Genomic DNA, 13,261 nt, shown 5'->3' with positions numbered 1-13,261 from the left:
CTCCTTATTCCGTCACAACAATCGATTCCGTAGGCATATTATGCATGCCTCGAGCTGTTACATGGGATTGGATCTCATATGTACCCTCTTGGTCAAAATCGTATGAAATGCTATATATACCATCTCCCTCGTGGTCGGCTTCAATCATATCGCTATTTTCGTTATACATCTCATCCCCTTCATGATCTTCATCAGTCACGTCACTATTTTCATTTTGATCTTCATCCCGAATTTCAATTTGAACGTCATTGGCATCGTCAACGGGTTCTCCTTCATGAGTCACTTTAGTTTGAATCTCGATTTGTTCATTGGGTTCGACTTCTTGATCAATTAAAATTTCTACTTCAATGGGTTCTGTAGAAACCTCTTCCGGGTTTTCTTCTTCAGTCGAATTACAAGCCGCGAGCAACAGAAATGACACTACAATGGGTAGATAACGCTTCGGCATATGGATACCTCCAAGTAAATGAATGCATAAAGATTGATATTTTAGCGAAAAAAGGGCGGTTGAAGTGGCTAATTGCGAAGAGTTATTAAGAGCTCGTAACTGTGGCTCTCCATTTCTTTAACAAGTTTATGGAATGGTTACTAAACTGTCAATATTATATTCAAATGAATATGCAACTATTTATTGAAATTTGCTAGACTTTAAGAGAAATTTTATTTCACATGGCTAGAGAGATTTAACTAAAAATAGCCTTTGGAGGTAACAACGAATGATTCGGAAAGTCATCAGTATTGGAGCCCTTCTGATTGCTGTCTTGGTCATCGGTAGTGTCATCTATAATACGATTTCTTCTCCACCAGTTGGTGCCAATCAAGGTGAAGAAGCACCGGATATTGAGTTACCGCAAGCTAACGGAGAGGACATGACCTTAAGCGATCTACAGGGAACATTTGTGATTATGAATCTTTGGGCTTCTTGGTGTGAACCTTGTATTCGGGAATTCCCTTTACTCGATCAAGTACATCAAGAATATAGTGACGACGGTGTTAAAGTGCTCGCCGTCAATATGACGTCCTTTGAACGGACCACGGATGAGGCGATGGAATTCTTAAATGATCATCCAGTCACAATGCCCATCCTCTTTGACATGGAGGGAGAAGTGGCTGATGCATATCAGATTGAAGGTCTTCCGACGACGTATTTCATTAACGAAGAGGGCATTATTGTCGATACGGTTGTAGGGGAAGTGACTGAAGACATGATTGAAGAGAGGCTTGAACCTTTTCTATAACAAAGGAATATGACGAGAATTTTACATAGGTTGGAGGTTTTGATAATGGATGATGTATCACTTGGGATCGCTTTTATAGCAGGATTAATATCTTTTTTCTCGCCTTGTGTTTTCCCGCTTTTACCCGCTTATTTAGCCCAACTTACCGGGGGCAACATATCGTCGGAGGCCATTGACGCGGATCGTAAGCTGATTTTTTCCCGGAGTATAGGATTTATCATTGGTTTTACGATCATTTTCCTATTGCTTGGCTTATCTTCCACCCTGCTCGGCTCATTGTTTAGACAGTACAGCGAAGCCATTATGCAACTTGGTGGTATTATCATTATCCTGTTTGGGTTGCAAATGTCCGGCATTATCACGATTCGTGCTTTACTTTCCGAAAAAAAAGTAGCGAAAACCCCGAAAAAGAGCACGAGTTTCACGGGTTCCGTTGGTTTTGGTCTTGTATTTGCGGCTGGATGGATGCCTTGTATTGGGATCGTCCTGGGATCCATCTTAACGCTCGCAGGAACATCCGGATCAATGCTTGCCGGATCAAGCATGCTTTTTGTTTATTCTATGGGGTTAGGGGTTCCATTTATGGGAGTTTCGCTCCTTTATGCAAAATCCTTTCAGAAGCTCAGTTCTATTCATCGTTTTTTGCCAGCCGTTCAGAAAATCAGTGGAATCATTATGATTGTCTTAGGCATTCTTCTTTTTACAGGCTATTTTCAAACCATATCCATGTATTTAGGGCAGTTTGTCCCTTCCTGGATGATTTAGATGATTGTGTCTGTAGTTAGGGGTTAATGACTATTAAAATATACACTCTTAGATACGAAATGAGGTAGACGATTGAATACAAATGCAAAAGTAAAAAGGTTGGTGCTCATTACAAGTATTGCAGTTTTGGGTGTGGTTGTCCTTTCATTTTTCTTGCTAAATCAAAATGAAGAGGCGGATGTTGATATGCCTTCCGTTGAAGAGCAACCAACGCTCGGTGATTCGGACGCTCCGGTTACGGTTATTGAGTTTGGAGATTATAAATGCCCGGCTTGTAAAGATTGGGATGAAACCGTATTTCCCCAACTTGAAGAAGACTATATAGAATCGGGGCAAGTCCAGTTTGCCTATATTAATACGCTCTTCCATGGCGAGGAATCCTTGCTGGCTGCGCTAGCCAGTGAAGCCGTTTGGGAACAATCCCCTGGAGCTTTCTGGTCTTTTCATAAAGATGTTTTTCAAGAACAGCCTGAGGCTCAATCTCATGATGATGCATGGGTGACCATTGATAAACTGGTGGAGATTGCTTCTGGTTCGGATGGCACCATTGATGAAGAACAGCTTGAAGAAGATATTCAAAATGCTGCATTCAGTGAAAACGTGATGATGGATCAAGAACTGGTTGAAGAGTATGAGGTCTCCTTAACTCCAACAATCATAATAAACGGTATCATGCTCGAAGACCCTTTTGATTACGAACGGATTGTTGAGCTGATTGAGGAAGAAGCGTAAACAGAGAAAATAGCAGGCACGTGTGGATACAACGATGAAGCGTGCCTTTTTTCTTTTTAATCGGATAGAATAGGTGCTCTTTTGTTGAGTGATTTACATGTACTTATTGACTTAAAACCTCCTTGTTAAATGAACATTAAGATTATGTAAATATCCATGTGAGAGTCTTGAAATCATAACTCCTTCATTATATAATTCCGATATCGTATATAGATATCGGTTTTTTATATAGTTTAGGAGGTCTGAATTTGGAAAAGAAAATTCTACGAAAGCTATTCCTTGGTTTTATTCAAATCCATATTCTACATCATGCAAAAGAGCATCCCATTTATGGTGTATGGATGGTCGAGGAGTTAAAAGAACACGGATACGATATTAGCGCCGGAACACTCTATCCCATTCTACACACGATGGAATCCGATGGATTGTTAACGAAAGAGAATCGAAATGTTGACGGCAAGATTCGAAAATACTACTCCATCACAGAGCAAGGGGAAAAAATATTAGTTGAAGCCAGGAATAAGGCTTATGAACTTTTTAAGGAAATCAAAGATTAGAAAAGAGGCGTAGTAATGAATTACTTCAAACAACTTTTAGAGATTTTAGTTGTTTCCACAAGACTTGGGCTTACTTCATTTGGCGGTCCTATTGCTCACCTGGGTTATTTTCATGAAGAATATGTGCGCAGAAGGAAATGGATGGATGAAAAAAGTTATGCTGACTTGGTCGCTTTAAGTCAGTTTTTACCCGGACCCGCCAGCAGTCAAGTCGGGATAGGTATTGGGATAATGAGAGGTGGAATTTTTGGTGGCTTTATTTCTTTTCTCGGATTTACATTGCCATCCGTCATTGCTCTAATTCTATTCGCATTTATCGCCCAAGAGTTCGGGGTAGCAGACGCTGGTTTTATTCAAGGATTGAAAATTGTAGCCGTTGCTGTCGTTGCTCATGCAATCCTCGGTATGGCTCGAAACTTAACACCGGATTTAACAAGAAAGACCATTGCGTTATTTGCTTTAATCGCGACATTGATGATCCCTCACTTTCTTTCTCAAATCGGTGTCATTCTTGTTGCAGGGCTCCTAGGTTACTTTATATTTAGAAACAACCAAAACGAAGAAAAACTATCCATGAAATTTCCGATTTCAAAAAGGTTTGGGGGGATTTGCTTAACATTATTTTTCGGACTATTGGCAGCCCTCCCGATTTTAAGTCATTTTAGTTCAATCACTTGGATTAGCATATTCGATAGCTTTTATCGTGCAGGATCCTTAGTGTTCGGGGGCGGACATGTGGTCCTTCCTCTTTTAGAACGAGAATTTGTTCCTACCGGATTAATCAGTGAAGAGTCATTTCTAGCCGGTTATGGTGCAGCCCAAGCTGTTCCGGGACCCCTTTTTACGTTTGCTTCCTATATCGGAGCTGATATTGGTGGCTGGGCAGGTGGACTAATGGCAACAGTTGCGATCTTCCTACCAGCATTTCTCCTTATATTAGGAACGTTGCCATTTTGGTATTCATTGAGAGAAAACAGTAAGATTAAAGGTGCATTTATGGGAATTAATGCAGCCGTTATAGGAATACTCATCTCAGCATTTTACCAACCCATATGGACAAGTGCCATTCTCACCCCTATGGACTTTGCTTTAGCTGCACTGTTGTTCTTTATGCTCGCTTATTGGAAACTCCCGCCTTGGATCATTGTTCTTTCCGGAGCCATAGGAGGTTCGCTCATCGGCTTACTTTGAGGGCTATCTATTAGGTAGTCCTTGTTTCGCAAATTCTTGAATGCGGTGGCCGATTTCATCACGTACGCGTTGGAATTCAGCCCACTTCTCTTCATCTGATCCTTCAGCTTTCGCCGGATCATCAAACCCCCAATGTTCACGGCGAATATGCGACGGTGGCATCGGACAACGATCCGCCGCATCTCCGCAAAGGGTCACAATCATATCAACGTCGTTCCATAAGTCCGTATCAATCACTTCTGATGTTTGATTAGAAATATCGATGCTTACTTCACGCATGGCTTTTATTGCATTTGTGTTTAAACCGTGCGCTTCGACACCTGCACTATACACGTTCCATTCCTTACCTAAATAATGTTTGGCCCATCCTTCCGCCATTTGGCTACGGCATGCGTTTCCCGTGCAAATAAAATAGATCGTTTTTTTAGACATGAAGGGTTTTCTCCTTTTCCTTAGCTAATCAGCATTAACCAGAGATAAAGTCCAAGTAAGGTGATAAATAAGACGGGTAATGTAATAACAATGCCTGTCTTAAAGTACGTCCACCAGGAAATTTTCACTCCCTTTTGCGTAAGGACGTGTAGCCACAATAACGTTGCTAATGAACCAATCGGCGTAATTTTTGGCCCCAAGTCAGAACCGACCACATTTGCATAAACCATTGCTTCTTTCATCAATCCCGTTGCTGCGGTTGTATCAATCGCTATTGCATTGATCATGACCGTAGGCATATTGTTCATGATCGAAGACAGAACCGCTGCTAAAAAGCCCATGCCCATGGTTGCCGCAAAAACACCTTGCTCCGCAACATATTCAAGTCCTGAAGCTAGAACATCCGTTAAGCCGACATTTTGCAGACCAAACACAACGACATACATCCCAACCGAGAAAAAGACAATGTTCCATGGTGCACCTTTGAGAACGGAGCGTGTAGCGACAGCAGGGCTCTTGCTGGCAATCCCCAAAAAGATAAGGGCAATCATTCCCGCAACAATGGATACAGGAATATGTAGGAACTCACTAACGAGATAACCAATTAATAATACTGATAAAACAAACCACGAGATCCGGAACATTTTTTCATCTTTAATGGCTGTCACAGGCTTTTGTAGTTTTTCATAATCATATCGTTTTGGAATGCTTTTTCTAAAATAGAGATACAAAACAAGGATACTGGCCACTAATGAAAAGAAATTTGGAACAATCATCCGTGTTGCATATTCAATAAATCCTATCCCAAAGAAATCCGCCGAAACAATGTTGACTAAGTTACTCACAATCAACGGGAGTGAGGTGGAATCAGCAATAAATCCACTCGCAATAATAAATGGAAACACCATCGTTTCGTTAAAATTCAAAGAGCGAACCATGGCTAAAACGATAGGCGTTAGAATTAAAGCTGCACCGTCATTGGCGAAAAATGCAGCGACGATGGAACCTAAAATACAGACATAGACAAACATGAGCACGGCATTTCCTTTGGCCGCACGCGTCATATGGAGTGCTGACCATTCGAAAAAACCAATCTCATCCAAAATTAACGAAATGATAATAACGGCAACAAACGTTAAGGTCGCATTCCAAACAATACCTGTGACTTCAATGACATCGCCAAAGGAAACAACACCGAGAAGTAATGCAATGATGGCACCGCCGCATGCAGACCAACCAATATCAAGGTTCTTAGGTTGCCAAATGACTAAAACGAGCGTAATGATAAATATCGCAGATGCTAAAATGACTGAAATCAACGTATGCGTTCTCCCTTACGATTAACGAGTATGGTTTTCACCATCGAATATTAACCTGCACAACAAGCATTATTTTCTTCTACATCATCCTTAGTATAAAAATATTCCCATTCATTCCCATCAGGATCGGTTACCCAAAACTTATCTTGCAGAGCGTAGCAACATGTAGTATCCATTTCTTCCCGGGCAAAGAAACCGACCTTTTCAAGCCGTTCTTTATGTTTGGTCACTTCATCTTTGCTCTCCAATTGTACGCCTAAATGGTTAATATGATTTCCTTCCACTTGTTCTGTTGGTGTTAAAGTTAAATTCAAATTTGGATCAGCCGTTAGGAACTTAATATAATCATGTTTTTCCTTTGCAGGCGTAACGCCGAGCATTTTTTCATAAAAGGTTTTACTTTCCTCTAGATCTCTTACGTTTAACCCAATATGCACGTTGGTCATGAATACATCTCCTATATCATCAATTTTTTTTGATTTATTGGATTCAAAAAGTTACTAACACTTATTGAATCCAGGTTTAAACACACAACATAATTCATCCGAGAGCACCCGATCCATTTCCACTTCGTTAATCTCATAATAACTCCATGTACCTTTGGTTTCCCTAACCAAAAGGTTAGCATCCATCAGTATTTTCAGATGGTATGAAAGCTTCGATTGACTCATATCTAACTCTTCTGTCAGGTCACAGACACAAGTTTTTCCTCTTCTACTCAACAGATGAAGTAAATGCAATCGTTTTTTATCTGCTAAAGCTTTAAACGTATGTTCATACTTCTCTAAAGTATTAATGGAAAGTTCATCGGGTGATACTGCATCCAAATCATCCACCACCTTAATCAAATATTATTGATCCAGTTAACGATAGCACAAACACCGATAATATATCAAGTTAATTTGATTTATTCTTTCTTTCTTCTTCAGCAATTGTGTACATTAGCGAGAAATCCTTATTCAATAATACCGTTTGCTTAAGGGTAACAACCAGTTTCAGTATAGAATTTTATTTCACAGCAAACAACATTTTTTTCCAAGTAAAGAACTTAATTACATAAAACAATAGCGGCACAAATTTGGCACCAAAACATTCGAAACTGGATCATTTTTTGGCACAATACGATCTTTGTTCATTATAAGAGGTCCAAAATTATCTCTTTATATCAAGGGTTGGGGCTTCTATTATGGTGATACGGTAAAATGATCAAAAACGATTTTTAACCCTTTCCCATCAATGGTAAGGATGAGGTCGCCGGTTCGAATCCGGCAGGAAGCTCCAGTCATATCAAGGTTTTCAGCTTTTTCTCATGTTTGCATTATGAATTGCAGTGACGGGACAGTGACGACATGATCTGCTCACCCTCACTTTTTCATGCATTAAAGAAGTTCGAGAAACGTTCGGCAGAATCTTTATGCACCTGTGGGCGGACGTGCGAATAAATGTCCATAGTTGTTTCAGCTTTAACGTGCCCTAAACGTTGCTGAACAATTTTGACATGTTCATTCATTTCTAGCATTAAAGTGGCGTGTGTGTGCCGTAACTCATGGAACGTGATCTGTTTGACTTCGGCACGTTCACAAATACGTTGCATCGCTCGCCGCAGATTTCGCTTCATCATATAGCCACCTTGTAAGTTCACAACAACAACATCGGATTTTGGCGTTTGATTCTCTTTATATTGCTTTAAATATTCTGCTTGTTGATCGGAAATCGGGATGTCTCGTCGAGAAGATTCCGTTTTTAATCGACCTAATTCTTTTTCCTTTTCATGATAAGCCTCATAGACATGTAAGGTATTATTGTTAAAGTCGATGTTCTGCCATTGCAAACCGAGAACTTCCGAGAAGCGCAAGCCGAAATGCCATATAACTATGATATTCCTGCGCAACAGATAAAAAGGTGGCATTCTTCTTTCGTCCACGTGGTTTTTTCTTTGAAGTCAGGTTGTGGCTTTTGTACGCCATCTAAGGGATTCACTTTTAATTCATTCCACTGAAGCATCATCTTGTAGATTTGATTTATCAACGTGTACATTTTGATAACAGTGGCATTAGCTAACTCTTTTTCTTTTTTCACAAGAAATTTTTGAATCTCAATGGATTTGATGCTTGTCATCTCCCGGAATCCGAACACAGGCTCAATATGATTTTTAAAATAGGACTCTGCGCCTTGTATTGCAAACGAACCTAAACGTTTAGGCGCAACCAACGTCATGTAATCATCGAAGCCATCTTTTAATGTTTTTCGAGACTCTTCAAGATGGTTGCCTGTGAGTAAATCCCTCTTTTGTTCCGCTCCATCTAAATCAGCTTCTTTCTTTGAGTGTCTTCTTGCCCCAATGTAACGCCTGCCTTTATAGTAGACATTGGAAAGATACGCTACGACCATTCCTTTTTCTTTAATCTTTTCAATTGCCATATTTTCCCATCATCTCCTTAAAAATTAAGGAGAACAGCTACATACACTAAGAGCATAGCAAACTGTTCTCCTATAATTCAATTCTTTATTCGTGCGGCTGTTCCTGAATCCATTGCTTTAGGAACTCGTTCGTTTCTGCAACGGGAAACACCCATCTCTTTGTCCTAACAAAATCGATCCTTTAGGACGATCTTGTTTAGGTAAAATCGAGCACATGTCGGATAATCATGAAATATAGCAGTAATTTGCATTTACTGTAACGGCTTTTAATCTGTAAAATAAAAAGGCTCCTTCGCATTTAAACGAAAGGACCCTTCCATTGATGAAAATGATTAATCATTTTGTTGGTTTTTTAACTCCTTCACCTCTGGTTCTGTTAATCCCGTTAATTCAACCACTTTCTGTACATCCATGCCATCGGACAGCAAATTTAGGGCTACCTGTTTTATCCCTTGTTCTTTCCCTTTTTCTATCCCTCTACGTTCATAAGACGTCATCAATTCCACAACCTTCGCCTCCTCATCGGGATTTAAATGTTTTGACTTCTTCCTGCAATGTATATTCTTCCTCGTCAGTGAGTGTTAAATACGTCTCAAAAAATGTGGTTAACAGCTGATTGCGTGCCGGATCAAGGTCCAGTCTCACAAGCATCCGTAAAAATTCTTTCTTGACTTCGATCTTTTCCTCTTTAGTATACCCCATCTTGCTCAACAATGCACCTGCTACCGGATTATCTTGTCGAATGAAGTCCCGCCAACTAAGTTTTATTAATTCGACCGTCAGATAATTAAATTTGACGACATCAAGAAACGGTGTAAGCGTCAAATAGAATACACATAGGAATCAAAAGTCATCCGTGCCATAATCGCCTTAGAAATGATTGCGGGAGGTTATGTGATGACGCTGAAAGACAAGAGAATCGAGTGGAAAGCTCGGTATGATGCCTGGAAAGAAAGCGGACAACGTGTGGCCGAATGGTGTCGTGAGCAGGACATCAACGTCAATCAAATGTATTATTGGGTCCAGCGATTCAAGGATGACAAGATATCATCGGAACCGGATTCAACCCAATGGCTGACGGTCCAAGTCGACGATGATGATCCTATACCTTCCGGAGGATCGGAACCTATCTTTATTCACTACGGTGCCATCTCCGTCGAAGTAAGGCCGGGCGCCCATGTTGGGTTATTATCCGATATCATTCATGTGTTGCGAAGCCAATGTTGAATGTATCATTCGAGCGCGTGTACCTGGCTCGGGGAAACACGGATCTTCGCAAATCGATCGACGGTCTGGCCGTTATTGTCCAACAATGCTTTGATCTCGATCCTTTTTCCCCTTGTCTGTTCGTGTTTTGTAATCGGAAACGTGACAAGTTGAAAATCCTGCAGTGGGAGCACAACGGCTTTTGGCTCCATTACCGCAGGTTGGAAAATGGCACATTCCATTGGCCATCGGAAACAGAAACGGCACCCATGACCATCAGTCCGCGCCAACTTCGGTGGCTGCTGGATGGTTTGCCCATCGAGCAGAGGCAGGCCCATCGGGAGGTCAAAGCGCGTACCATTCTATAGAACATTGAAATTTAGAAATACGGGCATTCGACTGGGCAAGTTGGATGCTTTTCCGTATACTTATGGTATGGCACATACAGCGCAATCATCAAACCCATCAATTGCATATTATCGAGCGCAAAATGAAAAGCTTGAGCTGGAAAAAGAGGCGTTGGAGGCTAAAGTCCAATGGTACGAAGAACAATTTCGCCTAAGCCAACAACGCAGATTCGGATCTTCCAGTGAGAAGACCGATGAAGACCAGCTCTCTCTTTTCAATGAGGTCGAAGGTACATCCACCCCGACGGTTGAAGAATCAACGGTCGAAACGGTTACATATAAACGCAAGAAACAGCGTGGCCAACGCGAACAAAAGCTCGAAAACCTGCCGACGGAAACGATGGACTATCATTTATCCGATGAGGAGCAGGTCTGTTCGTGTTGTGGCGGAGCCCTACACGATATGAGTACGGACGTGCGAAAAGAATTAAAGGTCATTCCAGCGCAAGTGAAAGTCGTGGAGCACGTCCGCCATGTCTATGGCTGCCGCCATTGTGAACGCCATGACATCGAAACGCCTATCGTGACAGCGAAGATGCCGGAACCGGCATTTCCGGGAAGCTTAGCCTCTCCATCCGCCGTGGCTCATGCCATGACCCAGAAATATGTGGAAGGCATGCCCTTGTATCGGCAAGAGAAACACCTGGAACGTTTCGGTGTATCTATCCCCCGCCAGACTCTGGCCAATTGGATGATGTCCGGTGCCAACACGTGGCTCGAGCTGATTTACAACGAAATGCATGCCCAACTATTAGAGCTGGATGCCTTACACGCGGATGAGACAACCTTACAAGTGTTATCCGAACCGGAACGATCGGCAACATCGAAGTCCTATATGTGGCTGTTTCGCTCCGGACAAGCCGATGTGCCCATGGTGCTGTACGATTATCAGCAGACCCGGGCGAATAAGCATCCCCGCCGATTCCTGGATGGCTTTCAGGGCTACCTGCATGTCGATGGTTACGCAGGATACAATGGCCTTCCCCATGTCCGTTTGGTCGGCTGTTGGGCGCATGCGCGTCGTAAATTCACGGAAGCGCTGCAGGCATTGCCTGAATCCGCAGCCACGACGTCTGTGAAAGCGAAAGAAGGTTTGGCCTTCTGCAATCAGCTTTTTGACATTGAACGCCATTTAAAGGACGCAAGTCCACAAGAACGCTATGAAAAGCGTTTGGAACGCAGCCAGCCCGTACTGGAGGCTTTTTTGGCATGGCTTCAAGAACAAACGCCACATGTATTACCAAAAAGTGCGCTTGGCAAGGCGATTAAATATTGTCGTAACCAATGGGAGCGTTTAGAGGCATTTTTAGAGGATGGCCGATTGGAGATCGATAACAATCGAGCCGAACGATCCATCAAGCCGTTTGTGATGGGGAGGAAAAATTGGCTGTTTAGCAACACCGCAAAGGGAGCAAAATCCAGTGCGATGATCTATAGTATTGTGGAGACAGCCAAGGAAAACGGATTGAATCCATTCCACTACCTTAGCTATTTGTTTGAGGAACTTCCCAATATGGATACAACAGATCAAGCGCAATTGGCTCAACTTCTGCCATGGTCCAAAACACTCCCGCAAGAATGTTTCGTCCCTAATCAATCTAAATAAAGCATACATGACATCCCCGCCTGTTATTAGGTGGGGATTATTTGACGCTTACGAAACGGTAACGTCATTTCATACGTGGTCGGTTCCTGCTTATTTTGATCGTCATAGCTGAACAGAGCAATGGGAAGAATCCGTGTACCGGGATTTTCCTCCAGTAAACGGCTGAAATACAAAAACATTCGTTCATTAAAATCGTCTTCGTATTGCGCCTGCTGCTCCAGATGAATGAGGATTAAGCTATCCTCGCCTTTAAGCTTGGTTTCGACAGCCATGTCTACTTCTTTGCTTTTTCTTCTCTGTACGTCGTTGAACAATTCCTTGTCTAAAAAGTTCAAATGGGCAAAGTCGATTTCTTCGTAGATATTCGGAAAAAATAACACGATAAATTATTCAAAAAATTCTTGAAGCAATTCTTTGAATAAATGGTCATGGTCAATTCGACTTTCACGATTATCTTTTGACATGTCTAACCTCCACTTTTTTATTTACATTGTAACATCTTAATCAATTTCCTCCCCAAAACGTTCTTGGTAATCAGGATTGGGTGATTGCCTTGCAGCATCTAAATCACCCCTTAAATCTGTAAAATTTCCTCTCAACTCCTCTATAATAAAATCACCTTCCTCATTTCCTTCTTTATCATAAAAAACAGCACTGATATACCGACCATCTTCCCAAACTTTTATATCTGCATTTTCTCTTATTTCCATTTCTTCATCCGTATTTGCATTTTCTTCATGATAATAGGTGATTGCTTCATCAATCACCTCATCGTATTCAGAACCACAACCGACTAAAACCAACGCAAAACAGGCATAACCATTAATTTTTTCATGTAATTCTTGTACTTGCCATGCACCATCATCCAAAGAGACATCCATTTCCAATACGGAAAACGTACTTGTTTCCGTTCCGTCAACCTCAACAATATTATTAAATAGGATCCCACTTCCTGCATATCTTCCGTGGAATCACCGTAATAAACATCCATATTATCGACGTTTGATAGGACTGGCTCTATATCATCATCCCCATTTCTGGTTCGCTAAATTGGAGATCATCCAACACCTGAACGTCCGCATACGGTTCAACATCGTCACGTACAGGCTGACCTTCATAATCAAAATAAGCCTCCACAAACCGTTCAGCCACATCCCCTGCCTGTCCATGATATTCATGCTCGTTTTCTTCATCTTGCACCTGTTTAAGTTCTTGTTGTAGCGCTTGTGTCTCATTTTTCACATGAGAATTTTCTATCCAAAGATAACCGCTAACTTTTCATCATTGACCATCCCCTTTCACTAGATCGATAGATTATAAATCTAAAATATCCGCAGGGTTGTGACCGTCAAGTAAAAATGAACATTTTTCGCTAATTAATTTTGAA

17 protein-coding genes, 1 tRNA gene and 2 pseudogenes are annotated in these 13,261 nt (G+C 41.6%); 9 read left to right on the top strand and 11 right to left on the bottom strand.

Features of this window, described 5'->3' with window-relative positions:
* Positions 1–4: 4 nt before the first annotated feature.
* Positions 5–448: a FixH family protein gene (locus EPH95_RS12870; RefSeq protein WP_142090478.1), complete on the bottom strand. Its 444-nt coding sequence runs from the start codon at positions 446–448 to the stop codon at positions 5–7.
* A gap of 268 nt (positions 449–716) precedes the next feature.
* On the opposite strand from EPH95_RS12870, the gene EPH95_RS12865 reads away from it, so the two are divergent.
* The 5 genes from EPH95_RS12865 (at position 717) to chrA (ending at position 4,483) form a co-directional block, all read left to right on the top strand.
* Positions 717–1,238: a TlpA family protein disulfide reductase gene (locus EPH95_RS12865; protein WP_142090477.1), complete on the top strand. Its 522-nt coding sequence runs from the start codon at positions 717–719 to the stop codon at positions 1,236–1,238.
* Positions 1,239–1,283: 45 nt separating this feature from the next.
* Positions 1,284–2,003, top strand: coding sequence for a cytochrome c biogenesis CcdA family protein (locus tag EPH95_RS12860; protein WP_142090476.1), 720 nt, complete (start codon positions 1,284–1,286; stop codon positions 2,001–2,003).
* A 72-nt stretch (positions 2,004–2,075) separates the two neighbouring features.
* The gene (locus EPH95_RS12855; protein ID WP_142090475.1) at positions 2,076–2,735 is read left to right on the top strand and encodes a DsbA family protein; all 660 of its coding nucleotides are present in this window, start codon (positions 2,076–2,078) and stop codon (positions 2,733–2,735) included.
* A gap of 248 nt (positions 2,736–2,983) precedes the next feature.
* A complete protein-coding gene (locus EPH95_RS12850; protein ID WP_142090474.1) occupies positions 2,984–3,292 on the top strand; it encodes a PadR family transcriptional regulator in 309 nt (102 codons plus the stop codon).
* A 15-nt stretch (positions 3,293–3,307) separates the two neighbouring features.
* Entirely contained in the window at positions 3,308–4,483 is a 1,176-nt protein-coding gene (chrA, locus tag EPH95_RS12845) for a chromate efflux transporter (protein WP_142090473.1), read from the top strand.
* 3 nt (positions 4,484–4,486) lie between these two features.
* On the opposite strand, the gene arsC is transcribed toward chrA, so the two are convergent.
* Genes arsC through EPH95_RS12825 form a run of 4 tightly spaced genes read right to left on the bottom strand, consistent with a single transcriptional unit; the run spans position 4,487 to position 7,061 of the window.
* On the bottom strand, positions 4,487–4,915 hold the full coding sequence (gene arsC / locus EPH95_RS12840) for an arsenate reductase (thioredoxin) (RefSeq protein WP_142090472.1): 429 nt from the start codon (positions 4,913–4,915) through the stop codon (positions 4,487–4,489).
* A gap of 20 nt (positions 4,916–4,935) precedes the next feature.
* Positions 4,936–6,234: an arsenic transporter gene (locus EPH95_RS12835; protein WP_142090471.1), complete on the bottom strand. Its 1,299-nt coding sequence runs from the start codon at positions 6,232–6,234 to the stop codon at positions 4,936–4,938.
* A gap of 50 nt (positions 6,235–6,284) precedes the next feature.
* Positions 6,285–6,680, bottom strand: coding sequence for an ArsI/CadI family heavy metal resistance metalloenzyme (locus tag EPH95_RS12830; RefSeq protein ID WP_142090470.1), 396 nt, complete (start codon positions 6,678–6,680; stop codon positions 6,285–6,287).
* 54 nt (positions 6,681–6,734) lie between these two features.
* Positions 6,735–7,061 (bottom strand): ArsR/SmtB family transcription factor, encoded by a 327-nt coding sequence (locus tag EPH95_RS12825; protein ID WP_281393584.1) that lies wholly within the window; start codon positions 7,059–7,061, stop codon positions 6,735–6,737.
* A 350-nt stretch (positions 7,062–7,411) separates the two neighbouring features.
* Here EPH95_RS12825 and EPH95_RS18890 point away from each other — a divergent pair.
* Positions 7,412–7,515, top strand: a tRNA-OTHER gene (locus EPH95_RS18890).
* 91 nt (positions 7,516–7,606) lie between these two features.
* On the opposite strand, the gene EPH95_RS12820 is transcribed toward EPH95_RS18890, so the two are convergent.
* The 3 genes and pseudogenes from EPH95_RS12820 to EPH95_RS19915 form a co-directional block, all read right to left on the bottom strand.
* Positions 7,607–8,158: a site-specific integrase gene (locus EPH95_RS12820; RefSeq protein WP_160141762.1), complete on the bottom strand. Its 552-nt coding sequence runs from the start codon at positions 8,156–8,158 to the stop codon at positions 7,607–7,609.
* Positions 8,107–8,655, bottom strand: coding sequence for a tyrosine-type recombinase/integrase (locus EPH95_RS12815; RefSeq protein WP_142090468.1), 549 nt, complete (start codon positions 8,653–8,655; stop codon positions 8,107–8,109). The genes EPH95_RS12820 and EPH95_RS12815 overlap by 52 nt, the downstream gene beginning before the upstream one ends.
* Positions 8,656–8,987: 332 nt before the next feature.
* Positions 8,988–9,468: pseudogene (locus tag EPH95_RS19915) on the bottom strand (DUF4351 domain-containing protein); the annotation flags it as partial.
* Positions 9,469–9,531: 63 nt separating this feature from the next.
* Here EPH95_RS19915 and tnpA point away from each other — a divergent pair.
* The 3 genes and pseudogenes from tnpA to tnpC all read left to right on the top strand — a co-directional run bounded on the left by tnpA (position 9,532) and on the right by tnpC (position 11,874).
* On the top strand, positions 9,532–9,882 hold the full coding sequence (gene tnpA / locus EPH95_RS12800) for an IS66 family insertion sequence element accessory protein TnpA (protein ID WP_227003902.1): 351 nt from the start codon (positions 9,532–9,534) through the stop codon (positions 9,880–9,882).
* A complete protein-coding gene (gene tnpB, locus EPH95_RS12795; RefSeq protein WP_142087553.1) occupies positions 9,876–10,229 on the top strand; it encodes an IS66 family insertion sequence element accessory protein TnpB in 354 nt (117 codons plus the stop codon). Before tnpA ends, tnpB begins: the two co-directional genes overlap by 7 nt.
* Before the next feature lie 62 nt (positions 10,230–10,291).
* Positions 10,292–11,874: pseudogene (gene tnpC, locus EPH95_RS12790) on the top strand (IS66 family transposase).
* A 26-nt stretch (positions 11,875–11,900) separates the two neighbouring features.
* Here tnpC and EPH95_RS12785 read toward each other — a convergent pair.
* The 3 genes from EPH95_RS12785 to EPH95_RS12775 form a co-directional block, all read right to left on the bottom strand.
* Positions 11,901–12,254 (bottom strand): RpnC/YadD family protein, encoded by a 354-nt coding sequence (locus EPH95_RS12785; protein ID WP_142090465.1) that lies wholly within the window; start codon positions 12,252–12,254, stop codon positions 11,901–11,903.
* Positions 12,255–12,374: 120 nt separating this feature from the next.
* Entirely contained in the window at positions 12,375–12,761 is a 387-nt protein-coding gene (locus EPH95_RS12780) for a DUF4467 domain-containing protein (RefSeq protein WP_142090464.1), read from the bottom strand.
* A gap of 130 nt (positions 12,762–12,891) precedes the next feature.
* Positions 12,892–13,116, bottom strand: coding sequence for a hypothetical protein (locus EPH95_RS12775; RefSeq protein WP_142090463.1), 225 nt, complete (start codon positions 13,114–13,116; stop codon positions 12,892–12,894).
* Positions 13,117–13,261 lie beyond the last annotated feature (145 nt).

The sequence above is a fragment of the Salicibibacter halophilus genome (assembly GCF_006740705.1).
Taxonomy (GTDB): Bacteria; Bacillota; Bacilli; order Bacillales; family Marinococcaceae; genus Salicibibacter; species Salicibibacter halophilus.
The sequence above is the reverse complement of the archived record's forward strand: the minus strand, read 5'-3'. Positions and strand labels throughout refer to the sequence as shown.

Bases quoted from the DNA above. Each gene is read 5' to 3' on its own strand.
- EPH95_RS12815 (WP_142090468.1), bottom strand. From the start codon at position 8,655: ATGGCAATTGAAAAGATTAAAGAAAAAGGAATGGTCGTAGCGTATCTT.
- EPH95_RS12865 (WP_142090477.1), top strand. From the start codon at position 717: ATGATTCGGAAAGTCATCAGTATTGGAGCCCTTCTGATTGCTGTCTTG.
- tnpB (WP_142087553.1), top strand. From the start codon at position 9,876: ATGTTGAATGTATCATTCGAGCGCGTGTACCTGGCTCGGGGAAACACG.
- EPH95_RS12870 (WP_142090478.1), bottom strand. From the start codon at position 448: ATGCCGAAGCGTTATCTACCCATTGTAGTGTCATTTCTGTTGCTCGCG.
- tnpA (WP_227003902.1), top strand. From the start codon at position 9,532: ATGATTGCGGGAGGTTATGTGATGACGCTGAAAGACAAGAGAATCGAG.
- chrA (WP_142090473.1), top strand. From the start codon at position 3,308: ATGAATTACTTCAAACAACTTTTAGAGATTTTAGTTGTTTCCACAAGA.
- EPH95_RS12830 (WP_142090470.1), bottom strand. From the start codon at position 6,680: ATGACCAACGTGCATATTGGGTTAAACGTAAGAGATCTAGAGGAAAGT.
- EPH95_RS12860 (WP_142090476.1), top strand. From the start codon at position 1,284: ATGGATGATGTATCACTTGGGATCGCTTTTATAGCAGGATTAATATCT.
- arsC (WP_142090472.1), bottom strand. From the start codon at position 4,915: ATGTCTAAAAAAACGATCTATTTTATTTGCACGGGAAACGCATGCCGT.